Consider the following 22755-nt stretch of genomic DNA (forward strand, 5'->3'; position numbering starts at 1 on the left):
GATACAAAATAATTCGGTAATATAGTCCATGAAAAAGCCTTGCTCTGAAATGTTTTGTCTTCGTAACCAAGATATTACAGATGCTAAGGCTTTTTTTTATTTATTTTTTATGTCGAACTCAGGTTAAATAGAGTGTTTTTTATTACTTAAGAAGGATTCACTATGGTCGCGCCTGAGCAAAATGAAATGTTCGATGTCCTTGATAAACAGCGCCAGCATCAACGTCAAGTGGATCGCGTATTAAAAATCGTGCTGCCGATTGTGGCTTTTTTGATGGCCGTGATTTGTGCCAATATGAATATCTGGTCGCCGATCTTTAGCTTTGCCATTTTATGGATTGCCTTTTATGCCGTCGGCATCAAGCGCATGCCAATCTGGCACTGGGTGGTAGCCATTTTGGTCTATTGTGTGGTCGACAATATTCTGAGTTATGGCAACTTTAACCAGACAGGATTTACCCGCCAATTTGGCACCATGTTTATTTTTCTGGGAGTAGTCGGTGTAGGACGTCCTTATTTTGACCGCTGGCTCATGAAAAAATAAAAACCTGCAAATAAAAAAAGCGCCATCAGGCGCTTTTTTTAATATCGAGTTTAAGCTGTTTTACGTAAATCTTTACGCAGGATTTTACCCACGTTCGATTTCGGTAATTCGTCCATAAACTCCACATAGCGTGGACGTTTATAACCGGTCAGATTTTCTTTAGCGAAGGCCAAGACTTCTTCTGTGGTCAAAGACGGATCTTTTTTCACAACAAACAGTTTCGGTACTTCACCAGATTTTTCATCTGGCACACCAATCGCAGCCACTTCCAGTACTTTTGGATGGGTTGCAACAACTTCTTCAATCTCAGATGGATACACGTTAAAACCAGACACTAAAATCATGTCTTTTTTACGGTCTACGATTTTCACATAACCACGTGAATCCATGACACCGATATCACCAGTACGGAAGAAGCCATTAACCATGACTTTTTCAGTTTCGTCTGGGCGGTTCCAGTAGCCTTTCATGACCTGAGGACCACGGATTGAAATTTCACCTTGCTCACCCAGTGCAACTTCATTGCCGTCATCATCCAGAATCGCCACTTCAGTTAATGGCAATGGAATACCGATGGTGCCACTGAATTCTTCAGAAGCAGGCGGGTTTGCCGTTGCAACCGGAGAGGTTTCAGACAAGCCATAACCTTCAACAATATTGGTTCCAGTGAGCTTTTTCCACGCTGCTGCTGTAGAAGGAAGTACCGCCATACCGCCGCCCATCGCCATTTTCAATTTGCTATGATCAAGCTGTTTGAACTCTTCATTGTTCACCAGCGCATTGAATAGTGTATTCACTGCCGGGAAGAAAGTCGGCTGGTATTTACGTAGTTCCTTCATCACCGCAGGAAGATCACGCGGATTCGGAATCAGGACGTTGGCCTGACCTTTATACATGCCATAAAGTGCGCACACCATGAATGCAAAGATATGATAAAGCGGCAAGGCACAGAAAATACGGTCATCTGGCTGGCCATCTTGTGCACCAAACTTACTCTGGAAGATCCCGTCACACTGCAACATGTTCGCAACCAGGTTACGATGTGTCAGTTCAGCCCCTTTCGATACGCCGGTAGTACCACCAGTATATTGTAGAACCGCGGTATCGCTCAGGCTCAACTCAGGACGTTTGTAATTGCTCGGGCTAATTTTATTTAATGCCGTATTGAATTTCACGTGGCCTGGAATGTCCCAAGCTGGAATCTGCTTACGCACAGAACGCAAGACAAAGTTCACCAGAGTTCCTTTCAAAGCACCCAGCATATCGCCTACAGAAGCAATAACCACATGTTTTACCGGGGTTTTACCCAGAATCGCTTGGTAAACAGAGGCAAAGTTCTCAATAATCACCAGGACTTCAGAACCTGAGTCATTAAGTTGATGCTCAAGTTCACGCGAAGTATAAAGTGGATTGACGTTGACCAGTACCAACCCTGCGCGGAAAACCCCAAGTGCCACGACCGGATACTGAAGAACGTTTGGCATCATCACCGCCACACGTGAACCTTTTGCCAACCCCAAGCTTTGTAAATACGTTGCAAACTTACGGCTCGCCTCTTCCAGATCATTGAAAGTCATGGCCTTATCCATAAAGATAAAGGCATCACGCGAACCAAATTTTTGGAAATTACGTTCAAAAACATCGACTAGAGAAGTATGCTCTGCCGGTAATTCTACTGTTTCCGGAATCCCTGTCTTTTGGTATTCAGCCAACCAAATTTTTTCCATAATGCCCATCTCTCCAATCATAATCCTTAGTGTTTTCAACTGTTTTTTTCAATATCACACGCCATTTTTAGACTTGTATATGTGCAATATTGCATCCATCTTGTTGAATCGTTGTTCATATATAACGTATTTTACAGGATGGATGCTAGTCTTATCTTTGAATCAACAGTTTATTTGCTTTTTGATATCCGCGTGGTAAAAGCTGTCCTTTTGCACCGCGCTTGCCGATATATTTCTGCAAATCATCCCCTTTTAATTTTAACTGCTGTTGTCCTGCAAGCACTTGAATTATTTCATCAAGCTTCAATATTGTCATGGACAAAATTTGATCACCACCTTCAAGTTGTATCAATTTATTTCCTTTACCTTTGTTCAATACAGGCAATTCTGCTAAATCGACAATCAACAGGCGTCCTGCTGAACTGAGCAGTGCAACATGCGTGGCATCTTCAAGTGGCTGCAGGCTCATGACTTGCGCCCCATCGGATAAGTTCAGGAAGGCCTTCCCTGCTTTGGCATTGGTATCCAGCTGTTTGGCCTGCGTTTTAAAACCATAACCCTTGTCACTCAGCGCCAGGACTTCCGTCTCATCCTCTGCAACAAAGACCTGTTTAAAACCGATGCCGCTGACAGGTGATAATTTTGAACTTAAAGGTTCACCCAGACCACGCGCCGACGGCAGGTTATTGATTGGCAAGGCATAACTACGTCCCGATTCATCCAATACATAGACACGCTGATTGGATTTGCCCTGTGCATGACTGAGATATTGATCACCGGCACGGAAATTCAGATTTTCAGCGTCAACATCATGGCCTTTGGCACAGCGAATCCAGCCGGCTTCTGACAAAATCACAGTCACAGGATCGGCTGGCAGCATCTCATTTTCATTAATCGCAGCAGCTTCGGCACGTTGCACCAGTGGCGAACGGCGATCATCGCCAAATTTCTTGGCATCATCTTTCAGTTCATTGATGATCAGCGCTTTTAAAGATTCCGGATTGGCCAGCTGTTCACGAATCACCGCAGCCTTCGCTTCCAGCTCGTCCTGCTCACGGCGCATTTCCATTTCTTCAAGCTTGGCCAAATGACGCAATTTTAGCTCCAGAATGGCTTCGGCCTGAATCTCATCAATGCCAAAGCGTTCCATTAACACGGGCTTGGGCTGATCTTGTTCACGAATAATCTGAATCACTTCATCGATACTCAAGTAGGCAATGATCAGCCCCCCCAGAATATGCAGGCGTTTTTCGATTTTGTTCAGATGATATTGCAGACGACGGGTCACCGTGGTTTTACGGATCTCGATCCATTCCAGTAAAATGCGACGAATCGATTTCACCTGTGGACGGCCATCAGCACCAATCATATTCATGTTGACGCGGTAGCTGGATTCCAGATCGGTCGTAGCAAACAAGTGACTCATCACCGATTCGGCATCAATGCGGTTGGAACGCAGAACAATCACCAAACGGGTTGGATTGGCATGATCCGACTCATCCCGCACATCGCTGACCAATGGCAGTTTTTTGGCCTGCATCTGATCGGCAATCTGGGTGATGATTTTGGAGCCTGAGACCTGATATGGCAGTTCGGTAATCACAATTTCATTTTTATCGACGGTATAGACCGCGCGCATACGATAACTACCACGACCTGTGACCTGAATTTTTAACAGTTCAGCAGGTGGGGTAATAATTTCTGCTTTGGTCGGCAAGTCCGGCGCAGGAATATATTCTGAGATTTTTTCATCGGTCAGATTCGGGTTACGAATCAGGGCAATGGTGCCTTTAATCACTTCACGCAGGTTATGCGGCGGAATGTCGGTGGCCATACCGACGGCGATTCCCGTTGTACCATTTAAGAGAATATTCGGTACACGTGCCGGCAAGTTCACCGGCTCTTTCATCGAACCGTCAAAGTTGTCCTGCCAGTCACAGGTACCCTGACCCAGTTCAGACAGTAACAGTTCACTGTACTGAGACAGTTTGGCTTCGGTATAACGCATTGCGGCAAAAGACTTCGGATCATCGGGTGAGCCCCAGTTGCCCTGTCCTTCAATAAACGGATAACGATAGCTAAACGGCTGTGCCATCAGCACCATGGCTTCATAACAGGCCAAGTCACCATGCGGATGATATTTACCCAGTACGTCACCGACGGTACGTGCAGATTTCTTTGGTTTGCTGGTCCATTTCAGGCCCAGCTCACTCATGGCATAGACAATACGGCGCTGTACCGGTTTCAGGCCATCACTGATGTGCGGTAATGCCCGATCCATAATCACGTACATGGCGTAATTCAGATAAGCTTGTTCGGTAAATTCTGCTACGGAGCGGTTTTCTGTCGCATGATGCGCAAGGCTTGTCATAACAACCTATAGTCCTAAATAATTCGTTTTTGTATCAATGTTTCTTATGCTATGTCGCGGCTGGGGATGACACAAGAGCATCAAATGCCTCAGCGCGACAATTTGTGTCTTATGGCCTAAAAATATCCACTTTATAGACCCTAAGCAACTAAAAATTCATCAAGTTTATAAGCCCATCGACTCAAGGGTCTTGCCTTTGGTTTCTTCACCCAAAACCAGAATCACGATTGCAACGGCAACCAGAACCGCAGTAAACATGGTGAAGACATAACTGAAACCATTTGGCATGCCCATCAGATGGGTGACAGCAAAAGGTGCTGCGATGCCCCCAATTCGGCCTACTGCGCCAGCCCAGCCTGAACCAAAAGCACGGATATTGGTTGGATATTGTTCTGGTGTATAGGTATAAAGCACGCCCCAGGCACCCAGATTAAAGAAGGACATCAGACAGCCCCAGATCACAATTTCGGTGACACTGCCCGACTGGCCAAAGAAATATGCCGAGATGGCACACATGCCGATGAAACCTGCCAAGGTCGGTTTACGACCGAGCTTTTCGACCAGCCATGCTGCCACCAGATAACCGGGCAACTGCGCTAAAATCATAATCAGCACGTATTCAAAGGACTGGACGATGCTATAGCCTTCTTTGACCAGCAAACTTGGCAACCAGGTAAAGATGCCATAATAAGAAAATATAATACCGAACCAGATCAGCCACAGCATGAGGGTACGACGCGCAAAGATACCCGACCACAACTGGGTAAATGAAATATACTGTTTCTCTGCGACCGGCTTCACTTCAAAGATTTCATAAACTTCAACGCCGCATTGACGCTCAATCTTTTTCACCAGTGCCGAAGCTTCTTCTACACGGCCACGGTTAATCAGAAATGGAATAGATTCCGGCACCATTTTCCAGATCACAATCGCATATAGCGCAGGCAGACCACCGATCAGGAAAGCGGTTTGCCAGCCAAAATCCGGAATGACAAAGCGCGATACCAGAGCCGCAACCAACCAGCCCAGTCCCCAGAAGCTTTCCAGCAATACGATAAAACGGCCACGCACATGCGCAGGAATATATTCACTGACCAGCGTCACTGCCACGGGTAACTGTCCACCCAGACCTAAACCGACGATAAAACGAAACACCAACAACCAGGTCAAATTCGGTGCAAAAGCGCAGGCCGCTGTAGCCAAGCTATAAATCACCAGTGTCACAGCGAATACGGTTTTACGGCCGAAACGGTCTGCCAGACCACCTGAACAGATTGCACCGATTGCCATACCAACAAAACCAATCGACACTACCCAGCTTTTTTGATCCGCAGTCATCTGCCAGTCTTCAGCCATTTTTGCCAGAATAAAGGAAATCAATCCGGTATCCATGGCATCAAACATCCAACCGAGTCCAATCACCACCAGCAAGGTGTAATGAAACCGACCAATCGGTAAGCGTTGTATGCGAGAAACTAAATCCATAACAAAAATCTCTGATCAGGTGGAACGGGAGATGCTGCTTTCTCAACAGGTAGGCTGCTTTGTATTTTTTATACTATGAATTAAGCTGAATGCGGCTATTTTTTATAGTCGCATTCATGACGATTACAAATCAGGATTCGTCTTTGGAAGATGCCGAGTGTTCATCATCTTCTTTATAAATGAATTTTGGCATTTCCAGTCCAAAATAGATGGCGATCAAACGCAAGCTAAAGCCGAAAATCAGGGTGGAAAGAATGGTCAGGTCCTGCGACAAGCCGTAATGGCTACAGAGCCAGTAAAAGATCACTGAAACAAAAGCAATACTGGCATACAGTTCACGACGGAAAACCAAAGGTACATCATTACATAGGATGTCACGCAAGATCCCGCCGGATACACCGGTCAAGACACCTGCAACGGCACTCACCACAAAACCATGTCCCATTTCCAGAGCAATCTGGCAGCCAATAATGGTAAAACCAATCAGACCCAAGGCATCCAGTACCAGGAAGACATTACGTAACTGGCGCATCCATTTTGCAATCAGGATGGTGACGAAAGCAGCGCAACAGGTCAGCACCAGATATTCGGGGTGTTTGACCCAGGTTAAAGGATAATGTCCCAGCAGAACATCACGGACCGAACCACCACCCAATGCCGTAACACAGGCAATGATCATGACACCAAACCAGTCCATGCTGCGCCGGCCAGCGGACAGTGCCCCGGTCATCGCTTCAGCGGTAATTGCAATAATATAGATGACGGTCAGTAACATCGCCCTGCTTCCACCTGAGGCTTTGAGATGGCGCTTATTCTAAGCTAAATCTATGTGAAAGTTATAAAAATCCCGCACAACATTGCTTAAATTTTTTCCCCGAGCCACAAATGCAAACCTGTTTCATGCTGAGTTTCTGCTCCGTGGTCGGGTCCAGAAAATACCAGTGGCCTTCAAATTTTACAAAATGCGAAGCTTCATGATGCACGTGTGCCTGCTTGCCAGCATGAAAATACGCCTTAAACTCGACTAAGGCATGATTTTTATCTAATTTTTCATTGGCTTGAATAATCTCAAGCTTTAACCACTGATTGGCTTTGCTCCAATCGCTAATGGCTTGCAAATCCAGTGCCTGCTGCTGACCCAGCGCAGTCGTGGTTTTGATGTAATCGATTTCATGCTTGGCAAAGGCACTATAACGGGAACGCATCAGTTGCTGCGCAGTCTCTGCGACCTGTTGTCCAGTATGTAAGAGCTGACAGCAGCTATGATATTCACCTTGTCCGCATGGACATGCTTCTGACATTTCAGTTCCATAAAAATAGCCCGACAATGCGGGCTATTTTAGCAAACTTTACCAACCCAACGCTGACTATAATTTAGTCCTGCGCAGGAAGCTGCGGAATGATATGCACTTTATCAATCTTATGACCGTCCATGGTCACCACCTCAAAGATATGCCCGTCTGCTTCAAACTTTTCACCGCTGTGCGGTAAACGTGCCATATGGAATAACACATAGCCAGATAAGGTCGAATATTCTTCAGTTTCATTGACCAGATCACGATCCAGCAGCAAGGAAACGTGACGAATATCGGTGGAACCGTCCAGAATCAGGCTGCCATCATCCAGACTTTCTGCTGCCACTTGCAGCTCATCTTCATCTGGAAATTCACCGGCAATCGCTTCAAGAATATCAATCGGCGTGGCAATCCCTTCAATTGAGCCATATTCATTCAGCACAATTGCCATCTGTAAGGGTGCTTGACGCAATTGATCCATCACCATCAGTACCTGAGCATTTTCATGCACGATGACTGGCTCACGTAAATGCTTTTCAAAGTCCAGCACCCCAGTTTCAATATATTCATTCAGGACTTTATGGGTCAGCACCACACCGGCAATATTGTCCAGTTCGCCGCGAGCGATGATCAGACGCGAGTGGCTCATCTGCAACAATTGTGCTTTGATGCTGTCGGCATCATTGTCCAGATCGATCCATTCCAGTTCGGGACGCGGCGTCATCACCGATTTTACCGGACGTTCAGACAGACCCAAAACTCCCTGCACCATGACACTGTGATAGATGCCGTTGTCATCATTAAAGACTTCATCGGCAAAGGCACGGGTTGCCAGAACATCTTCCGGCTCCGAAGAATCATTGTCCTGAGCAGGTTTACCACCGAGCATCCGCATCACTGCAGAAGCAGTTCGGTAACGCATATCCGTGGTGGTCACCATTTTTTCCTGATTGCGTTTCATGGTCTGGTTAATAAATTCGACAATCACCGAGAAGCCAATTGCAGCATACAGATAACCTTTCGGAATATGGAAACCAAAGCCTTCTACCACCAGCGAGAAACCGATCATCATCAGGAAGCCAAGACACAGAATCACCACGGTCGGATGCTTATTGACGAAATCCATCAAGGCTTTGGATGCCCACAGCATAATCCCGATGGCAATAATCACGGCAATCATCATCACGGACAGGTCTTTGACCATGCCCACCGCAGTAATCACGCTGTCGAGCGAGAATACCGCATCCAGGACCACAATCTGGACAATGACCATCCAGAATACCGCATGTACCGGATTTTCTTCTTTAATGACAGGTTTGGCTTCCAGACGCTCATGCAGTTCCATGGTGCCTTTGAACAGCAGGAATACCCCACCAAACAATAGAATCAGATCCCGGCCCGAGAAAGCATGATCAAATATATGGAACAGTGGATCAGTAAGAGTGACCACCCAGGCAATCGAAGCCAGCAAGATCAAACGCATCACCAGGGCCAGCATTAAGCCCACAATCCGCGCGGCATTACGTTGTTCTGGTGGCAGTTTCTCCGCCAAAATGGCAATAAAAACCAGATTGTCGATCCCGAGTACAATCTCAAGAACAATTAACGTGAGTAAACCGACCCAGGCTGAAGGGTCCGACATCCATTCAAAGATCATACGCTTGGCTCCTGAAACTCAGGACTGCTGTACTGAATGAACTGAGGCTGAAATGAAACAGCATAATATTTTTGATATTGAATAATATCAATTATTTGATGGCGATTTATAGCGTTACACGGCCAACGACCACTACCCATTTTCGTTCTATTGTTGTGAAACCAATTTTCAGTATATCAAGATCAAATCTAAATTCACCTGTTTTCATGGCTGTTTGTCGATGAATTTCGCTTGCCTGTTTATGGTGAAATGGTACCTGCTCACAGAATTGTCATATTTATTAATTAAGCTAGAGTCACCAGAAAGAAAAATGATAAGGTGAAGAAAAGAAATGCAAAGCGTAATTCAAATGACAGATTATTTTAAAGACAACTCCCCAAAAACAACACGCCCTTTAGTGGCTCTCTATTGTGGTTCACGTGCCGGCAACAAACCGATTTATTTAGAAAAGGCGATTCAACTCTCGCAAGGACTGGCAGAACATGGTTTCGGGCTGGTCTATGGTGGCGCCAGTATTGGCCTGATGGGACAGGTCGCGGATGCCATGATCCAGCATGGTGGTGAAGCCGTTGGGGTGATTCCCGAGTTTATGCTGGACTATGAAATTGCCCATAACCAGCTGACCGAATTACATGTGGTGACCAGCATGCATCAACGCAAAGCCATGATGGCGGATCGGGCCTGTGCCTTTGTAGCCTTGCCGGGCGGTCTGGGTACCTTTGAGGAAATTCTGGAAATTGCCACCTGGGGCCAGCTGAACCAGCACCAGAAACCCATGATGCTATATAACGTTAACGGTTTTTATGATGCCTTGATTATGCAGCTGGACCGTGCCGTTGAAGATGGGTTTTTGCCTCCCCAGCATCGCGCCAAACTAATTGTTTGCGAAGATGAAAATGAAATTTATAGCTCATTAACCAATTTGGGCCATCCACAAAGATTTGTGGTTTAAAGCATTCAAAGTAAAAAAGCGAGCACTGGGCTCGCTTTTTTTATGGATTATGGCTGCTAGTTATTGACCATAATTCGTCACAAAATCATAGAACATCGGCAATGTGGTCGCCAGAATCACAGACATGGCCAGACCGAACATCAGTTTCATCGCATCTGCACTGACATTACGTGAAGTCCGATGTTTGTTGACTTCATCCAGAATCATCGACATGGCAAATTCACGACCTGCGAGTAAGCCCAGGAACACCCAAGTAGTACTCATTGGAATATTGCTCCACTCTTTGAAGATCAACAGGATAATGGCATACAGGAAGTCGATAATCGTGGCAGCACGAATATCGGTGACACCAGTTTTGGTGTCGACAATGTTCTGGATCGCCCCGCCACGTTGATACAGAATCACGCCCAGCAAGACCACGAATACCATAATCGCAAACATCAGGAATTCAAACGGCACCTGACGTGGTACATACACGAAGATATTGGCCAGATCCTGAATCAGCCATTGGCTCCACAGGAAACCGGTAGAGACCCACTGCAAGCCCATCCAGACCTTGGAGTGCTCCTGATGACGTGTCTTGGCAAAATGGCGTGCCAGCTGCTTGACCACAAAACGATAGATGACAATCGCCACGATAAAGGCCACGGCGTAGCCCATCATTGATTTGACCATCATCGAGCCCAGGCTGGCAGGAGAGAAGATCGTCAGTACCAGGAAGGTCGTACTGACCGGAATCCCGTATCTGGTCAGTATTAACAGGAGAATAGGCGGCACAATATACAGCCAGGTAATCCCTCCTTCAGGGAAAGGAATGGTTTCTAGACGACCATATGAGGCATCACCGACTCCAGAGACATACCAGCCATAGGTCAGTACGACAATTAGAATTGAGCTGATATAAATCCACAACACCCACCAGGGACGATGTGCATTCGAAGAAATAAATGTCCCTAAGGTTTGAGGCACATCATTTCCGACAATAGAATAGGCGGCTAAACAGAAGCCGATCACCATCAAAATCTCGATTGTCATAAAAACAAACCTATACGCGAGGAGATTTCAGCATTGCTGAAAAGTTGGCCCAAGATTATGACGGTTTTATTTCATTTTCATGACAATTTTGTCATATTTTCATTTGATGAAGATGAAATTGACAGAGAAAGCTGTTTATAAACAAAAAAGTACTGCTTTAATTTTATTTTTATCGCTCTTTACAGCTATGGAGCTCCGATCTGATAAATACTCACTTTGTTATGAGTTTTACACTTATAACTGATTTATATCTTGCAAAAAAGTTCACACGTATTCACTACACCTGTGCCTTAATCTTCCTTTAAACTATTCAAAATTTTCAGTTTTCCAGAATTATGAATGCCACGCCTACGCATCAAGCCTTAGATCCCGAATTCAGACTGCTGGTCTTGTTGGTATCGATCGGATTTTTTATGCAGGGGCTGGATACCACCATTATTAATACAGCTCTGCCCGCGATTGCACATAACCTACAGGCCGATCCTTTACGCATGCACAGTGTTGTGGTGGCTTATGTCTTGTCTGTGGCAGCCTGTATTCCCTTGAGTGGCTGGCTGGCAGACCGTTTCGGCGTCAGAAATATCTATTTTGCTGCAATTATTATTTTCTCTTTGGCCTCTTTGGGCTGTGCCTGGTCAGATAGTCTGAATGAATTACTGGCTTATCGGATCTTGCAAGGAATGGGTGGCGCCTTACTGCTCCCCGTCGGCCGTTTGGCCATGCTCAAGATCATTCCCCGTACCCAGTTTCTGGCTGCCATGAGCCTAATGAGTCTGGCCGGCCTGATTGGCCCCCTGATTGGTCCAACTCTTGGGGGCTGGATGGTGGAATATCTGTCCTGGCAATGGATTTTCCTGATCAATCTGCCGATTGGCTTACTGGGAGCGCTGATTACTTTTAAGGCCATGCCGAATGTCATTGAACCGCTGGTCGCTCGCTTTGATTATTGGGGCTTTGTCTTGCTGGTTGTGGCCATGGTGGGACTCTGTCTGGGAATTGAAAATTTTGCCAGTCCACAAAATTCGCTGTGGTGGAGTCTGAGTCTGATTCTGGCCGGAATCTTGGCGGCCCTGATGTATGCCTATCATTCGCATACGCATAGCAATGCCCTGTTCCGCAGTCGGCTCTTTAAAAATAAAATTTATGCGATTGGCATTCTGGGGAATTTTTTTGCCCGTCTTGGCGGTAACTCGATTCCATTTTTACTCCCCCTTATGTTGCAAGTCGCCTTTGGTTTTGAGCCCTTTATTACCGGTCTATTGATGATTCCAATCGTACTCGGCTCTCTGGCGTCTAAACCGATTATCCGAAAAATCATTCAGCGTTTTGGTTATCGTCGGGTTTTGCTGGTCAATACCTTATTGGTGGGTTTATGTATTGCCAGTTTTGCCCTGACCACGGCGGACACCCCGATCTGGCTGCGTGCAATTCATTTCTTTATCTTCGGCATTTTAAATTCCCTACAATTTGTATCGATGAATACCCTGACTTTAAAGGACTTAAGCCAGCAGGATGCCAGTAGCGGCAACAGTTTCCTGTCGATGATCATGATGCTGTCAATGAGTATCGGGGTGGCGCTGGCAGGCACCCTGGTCAACATGCTGAGCGCCTATTACGGCGCTGACAATCTGGTGGCTGCTTTTCATGTGTCACTGATCTGTTTAGGCTGTATCAATATTATTGCGGCTTATATTTTCTGGCATATTCCTAAAAACACCCCTGTTTAATACGATATATTAACGCCAGGCGAATGCAGCCTTTAAGCTCAGGTTTAGATACAGGTAAGAACTGAAAATGCAAAAAAATCTGGCTCTGAACAGATTCAAACAGCCGCTTTTCATCGGGCTTGGCATTCTGATCGCCGTGATGATTATCGCCATGATTTATCTTTGCCTGATTAAAGCCCCTTCTGCGCATGCAGCAGATTATCCGATCCAGGGTTTCGATGTATCACATCATCAAAAAGAAATTCAATGGCAGCAGATTTCGCCGGAAAAATACCGTTTTGTCTATCTGAAAGCCACTGAAGGCGGCGACTTCAAAGATACCAAATTTCAGGAAAATTGGTTGAAAGCGCGTGAACATGGCTTTTTGGTCGGTGCCTATCATTTCTACCGCCTCTGCCGCGATGGCAGCATTCAGGCACAGAACTTTATTGACGCTGTTCCCAATAAACCGGATGCCTTACCGCCAGTGATTGATCTGGAATATGACAGCAAATGTATCAATACCTATTCTAAAGAGCAGCTTTTAAGCGAAATCCAGATCATGCACGATGTCCTGCAAAAGCATTATGGCAAACAGCCGATTTTCTATATTTCTAAAGCTTTTTATAATATTGTACTGACAGGACATTTTCCCGACGTGCCACTCTGGGTACGCGAGTATAAGGGTCTGCCCGATTTAAACAACCAGCCCAAATGGACCTTCTGGCAACATAGCAATCAGGGTAAAATTCCCGGCATTAGTACAACTGTGGATCTGAATGTGTTCTATGGCTCAGAACAGCAGTGGCTGGATTTTCTGAAAATGAATGCAATTGCAGTACCATCATCTACTCATCAGGCCAAATAAAATCGATCGCTTGAAAACAAGCGCTTTATAAAAGTAGAAAAATAAGGAAATAAAAATCTTGAAATGGATTAAAGGTATTTTACTCAGTCTGGTGATTGTTCTGCTGCTCATAGCGGGTGCGCTGGCTTATCTACTGCAACCTTCAGGCAAGCTCAGTGACTTTCAGAACTGGCAGCCGCAAAGCAGTTCCTCTCGTTCTGGACTAAACGTTAAATTTTTCGGTGTTTCCACCCTGTTGCTGGATGATGGTCAGGATCAGATCCTGATAGATGGTTTCTTTAGCCGGCCGTCGTTGTCGCAAGTGCTTAGCGGTCCAATTCAGAGTGATAGCGTGCTATTAAGGCAGCTAATTCAAGAGCATGAACTGCACCGGGCCAAAGCCATTCTGGTCAGTCACTCGCATTATGATCATGTTCTGGATCTACCGGCTATACTGGAAATGCTTCCTGAAACCGCTGTCATCGGTTCACCCACTAGCCTGAATATCGCCCGGGCAAATCCCAAAGTAAGTCCGCAGCAGTTACACTCCGTCACGCCTAGGCAAATACAGCACGTCAACAAATTTCAAGTAACCGCAATTCCTTCACAACATACGCCAGCCACAGCGGTAAATGATGACCTAGGCGAAGAGTTATTCCAACCTTTAGCCCTGCCGGCCAAATTTTCCGAATTTAAGGAAGGCGGCAGTTTTGATTACCTGATTGAGCATTCAGGACACAAGATTCTGGTCAAGGCCAGTACCGGATTTATCCCGGATCAATTTAAAAACCTGCAGGTCGATACGTTATTTTTGGGTATTGCCCAGCTCTCCAGACAATCCAATGACTATCAGCGGCACTATCTGGCTGAAACCCTGCAAACGCTCAAACCCAAAGTGGTCATCCCGATACATTGGGATGATTTTTTCCAGCCTTTAAGCCAGCCGCTACAATTTTTACCCCGTCTTGCCGATGACACGCCAAAAAGTTTGAATCTTCTGATTCAGGCCGCCGAGGCACAAGGAACAAAAGTCGTTCTGCTCAGCGGACCGCAACCCTATTTACTCAACTCAGCCGTCGCTTCCCAATCCGATTAAAGCCCCTTAAGATAGCGGCTATGCGCAAAATTATTCATATCGATATGGATGCGTTTTATGCCTCGGTCGAGCTGCGTGAACGTCCAGAACTCAGACACCTGCCTGTGGTGATTGCCTCGCATCATCCCCGGGCGGTGGTTGCGGCTGCCTCCTATCCGGCACGCGAATATGGTCTACGTTCTGCCATGTCGATGGGACAGGCACGCAAGCTCTGTCCACAGGTCATCGTAATTGAGCCGGACTTTGCCAAATACCGTCAGGTCTCTGCTCAGATCCATCACATCTTCCAGCAATATGCCGCCCTGATTGAGCCTTTATCGCTAGATGAAGCCTTTCTGGATGTCACAGAAAATTTACAACAGATTCCGAGTGCTACCGAGGTCGCCATGCGGATTCGGGAGGATATTGTTCAAGTGACTGGACTGACTGCTTCTGCCGGCGTGGCACCGAATAAATTTCTGGCCAAAATTGCCTCGGACTGGCACAAACCGAATGGCATCTGTGTAATTAAACCTTCACAGGTACAACAGTTTATTCAGAATTTGCCGCTAAAAAAAATTCCCGGTGTCGGTAAAGTCACCCAGGAAAAACTGAAAAGCCTGAACCTGAACACCTTAGGCGATTTACAGCAAATTGATGAAGCCTTACTGATTCAGCATTTTGGCAAATATGGCCGGCGGCTGTTTTTATATGCGCAAGGCATTGATGAACGACCAGTCGAAGTAGAACGGGAACGTCAGCAGATTTCCAAAGAGACCACCTTTGATGATGATCTTTATTTAAATCAGTGCCATTCTTATTGGGAAGCTTTAGTTGCACAACTGTGGCAAAGCTTGCAAAAAAAACAACTTTCGGCTCGCGGCGTGACGGTCAAATTAAAGCTCAAGAATTTTCAGGTGATGCAACACAGTAAAAGTTTTAAGCAGCTCTTGCGCAGTCCGCAAGAATTAGCACAAGCCTTGGACTTACTATTGGATGATCTGCATATCGCGCCGCAGATGCAATTCCGGCTGATCGGTGTCGGCGTCTATCAACTCAGCGCCCCCGAGACTGAAACCCAATTATTACTGCTCTAAACGACTTTTGTTCATGTTTTGAACATCAGTTTAAAAATACAGCAACTTTATTTTTATATTTTGATTTTTTAGAGTACTCTATCTGCGCAATGCATTATCCATGTATGTGCTGAGATGCTGAAAATCACCTTTACTTTCAGCATGCTGTCCTGTGATTAGCGTGACGATCAAATCCGAATATTACAGGGCAACTCTGATGTAACTCATGGAATCCCCTCCTGCATGTCTTCTGTAAATTCTTCTGTTATTCAAGAACAACGCGCACGTAAAGCTGCGCTATCTAGTTTTGTTGGTGCTGTTGTCGATTGGTATGATTTTCTCCTTTACGGCATTGTTGCAGCCTTAATTTTTAAAGATCAGTTTTTCCCCAGTATTGGCGAGAACATGGGCACCCTGGCGGCACTAGCCACCTTTGGGGTCGGCTTCCTGTTTCGTCCTTTAGGCGGTGTGGTATTTGGTCACTTTGGTGACAAGCTCGGCCGCAAAAAAATGCTGGTACTCACTGTAATCCTGATGGGAATTTCCACGGTCGGGATTGGCCTGCTGCCAAATTTTGAAGCGATTGGCTGGTGGGCACCGGTACTGCTGGTGTTTTGTCGAGCCTTGCAAGGCTTTGCCGTGGGTGGTGAATGGGGCGGTGCAGCCCTCATGGCCGTAGAAAATGCGCCAAAAGGAAAAAAAGCCTTTTACAGCAGTGGGGTTCAGGTCGGCTACGGCGTTGGTCTGGTTCTGGCGACCGGTGCAGTATCACTTATTCTTGCGACACTGGGTGAAGAAGCCTTTGCCGAGTGGGCATGGCGTATTCCCTTTTTAGCCAGTATCGTGTTGATCGGCATTGCCATGTGGATTCGCCGTGATCAGGATGAATCACAAGAATTTGTAGAAAAGGTGGTGAAAGCAGACCATCAACCAGAAAAGCTGCCGATCTTGCAGGCGATTAGCAAACATCCAAAAGCTTTCTTTTATATTATTGCCTTACGCTTGACAGAGTTGCTGACCATGTATCTGGTTACCAACTTTGCCCTGAACTATTCGACTAGCAATCTGGGCATGGACAAACAGTTCTTCCTGAATATCACCCTGATGGTCGGGGCAATCAGCTGTTTCAGTATTCCATTTTTTGCCTGGCTGGCAGATAAATTTAATCATCAGAAAATGTGCGTCTGGGGCGGTTTGATTGGTGCACTCTCAGCCTTCCCATTCTTTATGGCGCTCGATGCACAAAACACCTGGATGATTATTGTTGGCGCAATTTTACTGGCGAACGTCGCACACGATATGGTAGTTAGTGTCCATCAACCGATTTTCACCTCACTGTTTGGCACAGAATACCGCTACAGCGGTGCCGGAGTTGGCTATCAGGTGGCGAGTATCATTGGTGGTGGTTTTACCCCATTTATTGCAGCAGCACTGGTGATTTGGGCGGATGGTTCATGGCATTATGTAGCCATCTATCTGGCGGTGGGTTGTCTGCTGACTGCATTGGTCGCAGCCCTGATGCCCAAAACTCAGGATGAATAATATGACAGTGGAACGCTTACATATCTCGAAACGCTTTTCGGAAATTGCCATTGCCGGTAATCTGGTGCATCTTGCCGGCCAGCTGGCCACAGATGTTGAGCTGGATATCAAAGGTCAAACCCAACAGACTTTAGATATTATTGACCAGTTTCTGGCAGATGCCGGCACAGACAAAAGTCACATCATGTCGGTCACTATTTATCTCAAGGATATTGAGCGTGACTATGCGGCTTTTAATGAAGTCTGGGATGCCTGGGTCGCTGATATCGAAGCGCTGCCTCGGACCTGTGTAGAAGCAAAACTCTATGATCCACGGGTTTTGGTTGAAATGACAGTCGTGGCCGTCAAACCAGAATAATGTGGCAAAATCGATATGCATAAAAAAGCATGCTCATGGCATGCTTTTTTATTTTAACCTACTGCTTTGATTTTACTGCGCTCTAAATCTGAATATATATAATACTTTTTCAGATCATTGCTGACCGTATATTTGGGCATTTTCTTCATTTGCGCTTGCTCCTGCAGAAAATCTTGCCGCAACTGGTAATATTCCGGCACATCATCGTAGCGAATCACCCGATAACCGGCCATACTCAACAAGGCATCCTGAAAACCAGTCTGCTGTGGACGCTTCAAGATTAAAGGATCATCCACAGCCACAATGGCTATAATCTGATGCTGTTGATCCATAATCACAAAATCTGCAGTCAGGTTGCGATATTTATGTCGCGTCCGGTTAAATTTGGTGGTCATTAAGGCATCATAGGACACATGGGCCAAAACAATATATTCAGGTAATACTTCCTTCAAGCGCGTGAAGGTCAATTGCTCATTCAGGTTAAAAATAGCACGCTGCTTTAACGCGCTGTCTTGTGGTTTGGAATTATTTCCGAGCGTTTTCCATGCCATGAGCACGACACAGAAGAGCAGGAAACTCCCAATCATAATATAGGTGGTCATGCCTCAATCCTTGCATTCTTATCATCATTTTTGTTTTATTGTGGTGCAGTATAAACTCACACTTTATTTTAAATAGGTCTTACAACTAATCTGCTTAGATACCCATACAACCGGTATCAAAACCTGATTCTGCGTTACCTAAAATGACATCTTTCCCTATGTCAATGAAAGTGGATTTAAGGAACTGATAATGCACTCTAAAACATCCCTAGAATTGATCGCAATACAAATCTGCCCAACTGTAGAACAATTCCGATAAAGTGTTATTTTTATATCACTTTTAAGCCAGACTTAATGTAAATAATACATTCTTTTACATTTTTCAGTCCTCGTTTCAAGCTACGTTACTTTACCTAAGTGCTAAAAAAAGACACCGAAGTGTCTTTTCTATTAACTCAATTATGCACGTGATTTAGGCTTTGCTTTCGGCTTTGATCCACCAAATGGTTTTTTGGCATCCCCTGTTTCACGCGGCGGTAGGCCTGTGTGCTGGGTCAGGATTTGACCACGCTCAGGACGCTTCTTGGTATTTGAAGGACGGGACTGAGCTTGTGCAGCCTTGCCACGATTTCCCTGCTCACCGGTACGTTTCTGCGAATCACCCGCCACTGTCGAGTTTTTCTTGCGCGCAGACTGGTATTGACCTTCTGCACTGCCAGCAGGCTGATAAGTCGGAATCAAATGCTGTTTGGAGTTACCAATCAAATCCTGACGACCCATTTCTCTCAGAGCTTCACGCAACAACGGCCAGTTGTTTGAATCATGGTAACGCAAGAAAGCTTTGTGCAGACGACGACGTTTATCACCTTTGACAATATCTACTTGCTCAGTATAACGTGCCACTTTGGCAAGCGGGTTTTTACCGGTGTAATACATGGTGGTAGCCGTTGCCATCGGTGATGGATAAAAGGTCTGTACTTGGTCAGCACGGAAACCGTTCTTCTTCAACCAAATCGCAAGATTCATCATGTCGTAATCGGTAGTCCCCGGATGCGCTGCGATGAAATAAGGAATCAGATACTGTTCCTTGCCGGCTTCCTTACTATAACGTTCAAACATCTGTTTGAAACGATCATAGGTTCCGATTCCCGGCTTCATCATTTTATTGAGTGGGCCTTTTTCGGTATGTTCCGGTGCAATTTTTAAATAACCACCGACGTGATGGGTTACCAATTCTTTGACATATTCAGGGTTTAAAACCGCTAAGTCATAACGTAAACCAGAACCAATCAAGATCTTCTTAATACCCGGTAAAGAACGTGCTTTACGGTATAACTGGGTCAATGGTGCATGATCGGTATGCAGGTTCTGACATACCCCCGGGAAGACACACGACGGTTTACGGCAGTTCTTTTCAATCTCTGGATCTTTACAAGCCAGACGGTACATGTTGGCTGTCGGGCCACCTAGGTCTGAAATAATCCCGGTAAAGCCCGGCGCCGTATCACGGATTTTTTCCACTTCACGCAGAATTGACTCTTCAGAACGGTTCTGGATAATACGACCCTCATGTTCTGTAATCGAACAGAAGGTACAGCCACCAAAACAGCCACGCATGATGTTCACAGAGAACTTGATCATGTCAAACGCTGGAAAACGCGCTTCACCATAAGCAGGATGTGGCAAACGTGCATAAGGCAGGTCAAACACATAGTCCATTTCTTCCGTGGTCAACGGAATTGGTGGCGCATTTAGCCAGACATCACGTTCACCATGCTTTTGTACCATGGCACGGGCATTGCCCGGATTGGTTTCTAAATGCAAAATTCGGTTGGCATGGGCATAAAGCACCGGATCTGCAGCCACTTCTTCAAATGCAGGCAAGCGAATTACGGCCAGTTCACGCGGTGGTAATTTATGTTTAATTGCTTTTGAAGCGGGTTGTAATTGCACGATTTGCGTATCAGGATCTAGCTCATCGCCGGCCCGCACAATCGGATTGGCGACAGGCTCTTTCTGGAAACCTTGATATTGAGTCAGACTATCTTTGTCTTTTTCAATTTCACAACCTTCCAGATCTTCAGTCATCACATAAGGGTTAATGATTGGATCGACTCGGCCAATCGCATCAACATCATTCGAGGCAATTTCGACAAACTTTGCTTTCGATGCACGGTTATGTTTATTGACAATGAACGCAGTACCGCGAACATCGGTAATCTCGTGAATTTTTTCGCCACGCGCCAGACGATGCATAATTTCGGTAATTGAGCGTTCGCCATTGCCGTACATCAAAAGATCGGCTTTTGAGTCCATCAACACTGAACGACGGACTTTATCTGACCAGTAATCATAATGTGCAATACGACGCAGAGAAGCTTCAATTCCACCTAATAATACAGGCACATCTGGATATGCTTCACGGACACGCTGACAATATACAGTTGCTGCACGGTCTGGACGTTTATTTGGCTGATTATCTGGGGAATAGGCATCATCCGAGCGGATTTTACGGTCGGCGGTATAACGGTTGATCATGGAATCCATGTTCCCTGCCGTTACCCCCCAAGCAATATTCGGTTTACCCAATACACGGAACGCATCCACGTTGGTCCAGTCTGGCTGCGCAATAATACCGACACGAAAGCCTTGGGCTTCTAATACCCGGCCAATAATACCTGAACAGAAAGACGGGTGATCAATATAGGCATCGCCACAGACCAGAATAAAGTCACAGCTGTCCCAGCCGAGTTGATCCATTTCCTCGCGTGACATCGGCAAAAAAGGCGCAGGGTCAAAACAAGACGCCCAATATTTGTCGTAATCAAACAACGCTTTTGGCGCAGTCTGCATGGTATAAGCAGTAGACATGGCTAGCAATTCTCGGCTGGCAGATGATAGGAGATCTAAAATAAGATCAAAGATGAAAGCCGATCATTTTACCATGAATTAGACCCAGCTTGCTTGATTATAATTTATACAAAATCAGGAACTAAGCGAATCAAAACTTGGGCATCATCAGAATTGAAAGCAAAATGATCCGCAAGATAAATGCACAGGGTTTATTTTATAGAGAAAAATCTAAATACGATGTTCTAATCTGAGCGGAGCTTGAAACTGAATGCCAGACCACTCAACAACAGTAGCGCAATAAATGCAGTTAATCCACTCCAACCATAATTTTCCCAGACCAGTCCACTCGAACTGCCCAACACACTGGAACCGAGGTAATAACAGAATAAATATAGCGAAGAACCGACTGCCCGATATTGTAGCGACTGGATCGACACCCAGCTACTTGCAGTAGAGTGCGCGGCAAAAAATGAAAAAGTGAAGATTAGTAATCCGATAAAGACCAGAGCCAACTGGTTGAGCAGCATGAGTGTTAATCCAAGGAGCATCATCAGCATCATGACGACCAATGTCTTGAATTTACCATAATGCCGACCCCAATGTGCCGCTCGGGGGGAGCTATAAATACCAGCCAAATATGTCACCGAGATTAAACCAATCCAGGCCTGTGATAATTCAAAAGGTGCCTGAAGCAAACGATAGCTGAGATAGTTAAATATCGAGACAAAACAGCCCATCAGGATAAAACCTTGCAGAAATAAAATCCGAAGTTTCGGATCGGCCAGATTATGCCTGAATGAGTTTTTGAATCGATTAAACTTGATCGGATAAGCCTTAAAATGTTGCGATGCCGGCAATAGATAATAAAATAATCCTGCAATACAGATATTTAAAATACCAATTATCAGAGTAGCAGATTGCCAAGAGATAAAATCAACTAGAACTCCGGCAATCAAACGCCCTCCCATACCGCCAATTGCCGTGCCAGAAATATATAAGCCCATGGCGAAACCGATATCTTTTTCGGCAATTTCTTCCCCGATATAAGTCATGGCGACTGCCGCCACACCACTGACACAGAGACCAATCAAGATCCGAATCAATAAGAATACCGACCAAAGAGATAGTATCGAACTGAGCATTAACAAAATTGCAATCAATGCCAGGGAGCAGACCATCACCGGTTTACGTCCGAAACGGTCTGAAATCAGTCCGGTAAATAGCAAACCAATGGCTAAGGCAAGAGTAGAAAGTGATAAGGGAAAACTACTTTGAGTCGGACTGACCTGAAAATAATCTGCCAAAATGGGCATCATCGGCTGTAGGCAATACAAAGATGAGAAAATGGCAAAGCCGGCAAGAAATAAGGAAAAAAGTACTGCTTTAAATGCGGTAGTACCATATTCAATATGGCTAGAAGATGAATTTGAGGACATATCCGCTCCTTAGATAGATCCAGTATACACCTTTCGCTCATTTTTTCTGTGGAGATTTCATCTGAGTGACCACCTAAGCCTTTCTTCACGCACAAAAAAACACCCCCTGCATAAGCAGGGGGTGTTTTGAATAATGAGCTGGCGATGACTTACTCTCACATGGGTAACCCCACACTACCATCAGCGCAAAGAGGTTTCACTTCTGAGTTCGGGAAGGGATCAGGTGGTTCACTCTTGCTATTGTCGCCAGCACAA

Annotated in this window: 18 protein-coding genes and 1 rRNA gene; 8 read left to right on the forward strand and 11 right to left on the reverse strand. The window is 45.6% G+C overall.

The window, feature by feature from the left end; all coding sequences use genetic code 11:
• The first annotated feature begins 162 nt into the window (after positions 1–162).
• A complete protein-coding gene (locus tag FTU45_RS13610) occupies positions 163–543 on the forward strand; it encodes a hypothetical protein (protein ID WP_074383676.1) in 381 nt (126 codons plus the stop codon).
• A gap of 50 nt (positions 544–593) precedes the next feature.
• On the opposite strand, the gene FTU45_RS13615 is transcribed toward FTU45_RS13610, so the two are convergent.
• From FTU45_RS13615 to FTU45_RS13640, 6 genes are all read right to left on the reverse strand, one after another.
• Positions 594–2270 carry an AMP-binding protein gene (locus FTU45_RS13615; protein WP_180076579.1) on the reverse strand — a complete coding sequence of 559 codons (1677 nt, stop codon included), beginning with the start codon at positions 2268–2270 and terminating at the stop codon, positions 594–596.
• Positions 2271–2421: 151 nt separating this feature from the next.
• Positions 2422–4641 (reverse strand): DNA topoisomerase IV subunit A, encoded by a 2220-nt coding sequence (gene parC / locus FTU45_RS13620; protein ID WP_180076580.1) that lies wholly within the window; start codon positions 4639–4641, stop codon positions 2422–2424.
• Positions 4642–4806: 165 nt separating this feature from the next.
• Positions 4807–6126: an MFS transporter gene (locus FTU45_RS13625; protein WP_005108434.1), complete on the reverse strand. Its 1320-nt coding sequence runs from the start codon at positions 6124–6126 to the stop codon at positions 4807–4809.
• Positions 6127–6256: 130 nt separating this feature from the next.
• Positions 6257–6901 (reverse strand): trimeric intracellular cation channel family protein, encoded by a 645-nt coding sequence (locus FTU45_RS13630; protein ID WP_005108433.1) that lies wholly within the window; start codon positions 6899–6901, stop codon positions 6257–6259.
• A 61-nt stretch (positions 6902–6962) separates the two neighbouring features.
• Entirely contained in the window at positions 6963–7427 is a 465-nt protein-coding gene (locus tag FTU45_RS13635) for a YchJ family protein (RefSeq protein ID WP_159516353.1), read from the reverse strand.
• Between the two features lie 73 nt (positions 7428–7500).
• Positions 7501–9078, reverse strand: a complete 1578-nt coding sequence (locus FTU45_RS13640; RefSeq protein WP_180076581.1) for a TerC family protein — start codon at positions 9076–9078, stop codon at positions 7501–7503.
• Positions 9079–9409: 331 nt separating this feature from the next.
• On the opposite strand from FTU45_RS13640, the gene FTU45_RS13645 reads away from it, so the two are divergent.
• Positions 9410–10030, forward strand: a complete 621-nt coding sequence (locus tag FTU45_RS13645) for a TIGR00730 family Rossman fold protein (protein ID WP_074383679.1) — start codon at positions 9410–9412, stop codon at positions 10028–10030.
• Positions 10031–10090: 60 nt separating this feature from the next.
• Here FTU45_RS13645 and FTU45_RS13650 read toward each other — a convergent pair whose 3' ends face one another.
• Positions 10091–11065 carry a hypothetical protein gene (locus tag FTU45_RS13650; RefSeq protein ID WP_074383680.1) on the reverse strand — a complete coding sequence of 325 codons (975 nt, stop codon included), beginning with the start codon at positions 11063–11065 and terminating at the stop codon, positions 10091–10093.
• 335 nt (positions 11066–11400) lie between these two features.
• Here FTU45_RS13650 and mdtD point away from each other — a divergent pair, with 335 nt between their 5' ends.
• The 6 genes from mdtD (at position 11401) to FTU45_RS13680 (ending at position 17669) form a co-directional block, all read left to right on the forward strand.
• Positions 11401–12792: a multidrug transporter subunit MdtD gene (mdtD, locus tag FTU45_RS13655; protein ID WP_180076582.1), complete on the forward strand. Its 1392-nt coding sequence runs from the start codon at positions 11401–11403 to the stop codon at positions 12790–12792.
• Between the two features lie 67 nt (positions 12793–12859).
• Positions 12860–13639, forward strand: coding sequence for a GH25 family lysozyme (locus FTU45_RS13660; RefSeq protein ID WP_180076583.1), 780 nt, complete (start codon positions 12860–12862; stop codon positions 13637–13639).
• 58 nt (positions 13640–13697) lie between these two features.
• Positions 13698–14714, forward strand: a complete 1017-nt coding sequence (locus tag FTU45_RS13665; RefSeq protein ID WP_180076584.1) for an MBL fold metallo-hydrolase — start codon at positions 13698–13700, stop codon at positions 14712–14714.
• A gap of 20 nt (positions 14715–14734) precedes the next feature.
• Entirely contained in the window at positions 14735–15790 is a 1056-nt protein-coding gene (gene dinB, locus FTU45_RS13670) for a DNA polymerase IV (protein WP_180076585.1), read from the forward strand.
• A gap of 222 nt (positions 15791–16012) precedes the next feature.
• The gene (gene shiA / locus FTU45_RS13675) at positions 16013–17311 is read left to right on the forward strand and encodes a shikimate transporter (protein WP_180076586.1); all 1299 of its coding nucleotides are present in this window, start codon (positions 16013–16015) and stop codon (positions 17309–17311) included.
• A 1-nt stretch (position 17312) separates the two neighbouring features.
• A complete protein-coding gene (locus FTU45_RS13680) occupies positions 17313–17669 on the forward strand; it encodes a RidA family protein (protein WP_180076587.1) in 357 nt (118 codons plus the stop codon).
• Between the two features lie 53 nt (positions 17670–17722).
• On the opposite strand, the gene FTU45_RS13685 is transcribed toward FTU45_RS13680, so the two are convergent.
• From FTU45_RS13685 to rrf, 4 genes are all read right to left on the reverse strand, one after another.
• A complete protein-coding gene (locus FTU45_RS13685) occupies positions 17723–18271 on the reverse strand; it encodes a DUF2726 domain-containing protein (protein WP_180076588.1) in 549 nt (182 codons plus the stop codon).
• Positions 18272–18670: 399 nt separating this feature from the next.
• Positions 18671–21082: a YgiQ family radical SAM protein gene (locus FTU45_RS13690; RefSeq protein ID WP_005169087.1), complete on the reverse strand. Its 2412-nt coding sequence runs from the start codon at positions 21080–21082 to the stop codon at positions 18671–18673.
• Between the two features lie 224 nt (positions 21083–21306).
• The gene (locus FTU45_RS13695; protein ID WP_005169091.1) at positions 21307–22500 is read right to left on the reverse strand and encodes an MFS transporter; all 1194 of its coding nucleotides are present in this window, start codon (positions 22498–22500) and stop codon (positions 21307–21309) included.
• A 136-nt stretch (positions 22501–22636) separates the two neighbouring features.
• Positions 22637–22751, reverse strand: a 5S ribosomal RNA gene (rrf, locus tag FTU45_RS13700).
• Positions 22752–22755 lie beyond the last annotated feature (4 nt).

The organism is Acinetobacter sp. YH12106 (assembly GCF_013418995.1).
Lineage (GTDB): Bacteria > Pseudomonadota > Gammaproteobacteria > Pseudomonadales > Moraxellaceae > Acinetobacter > Acinetobacter pseudolwoffii.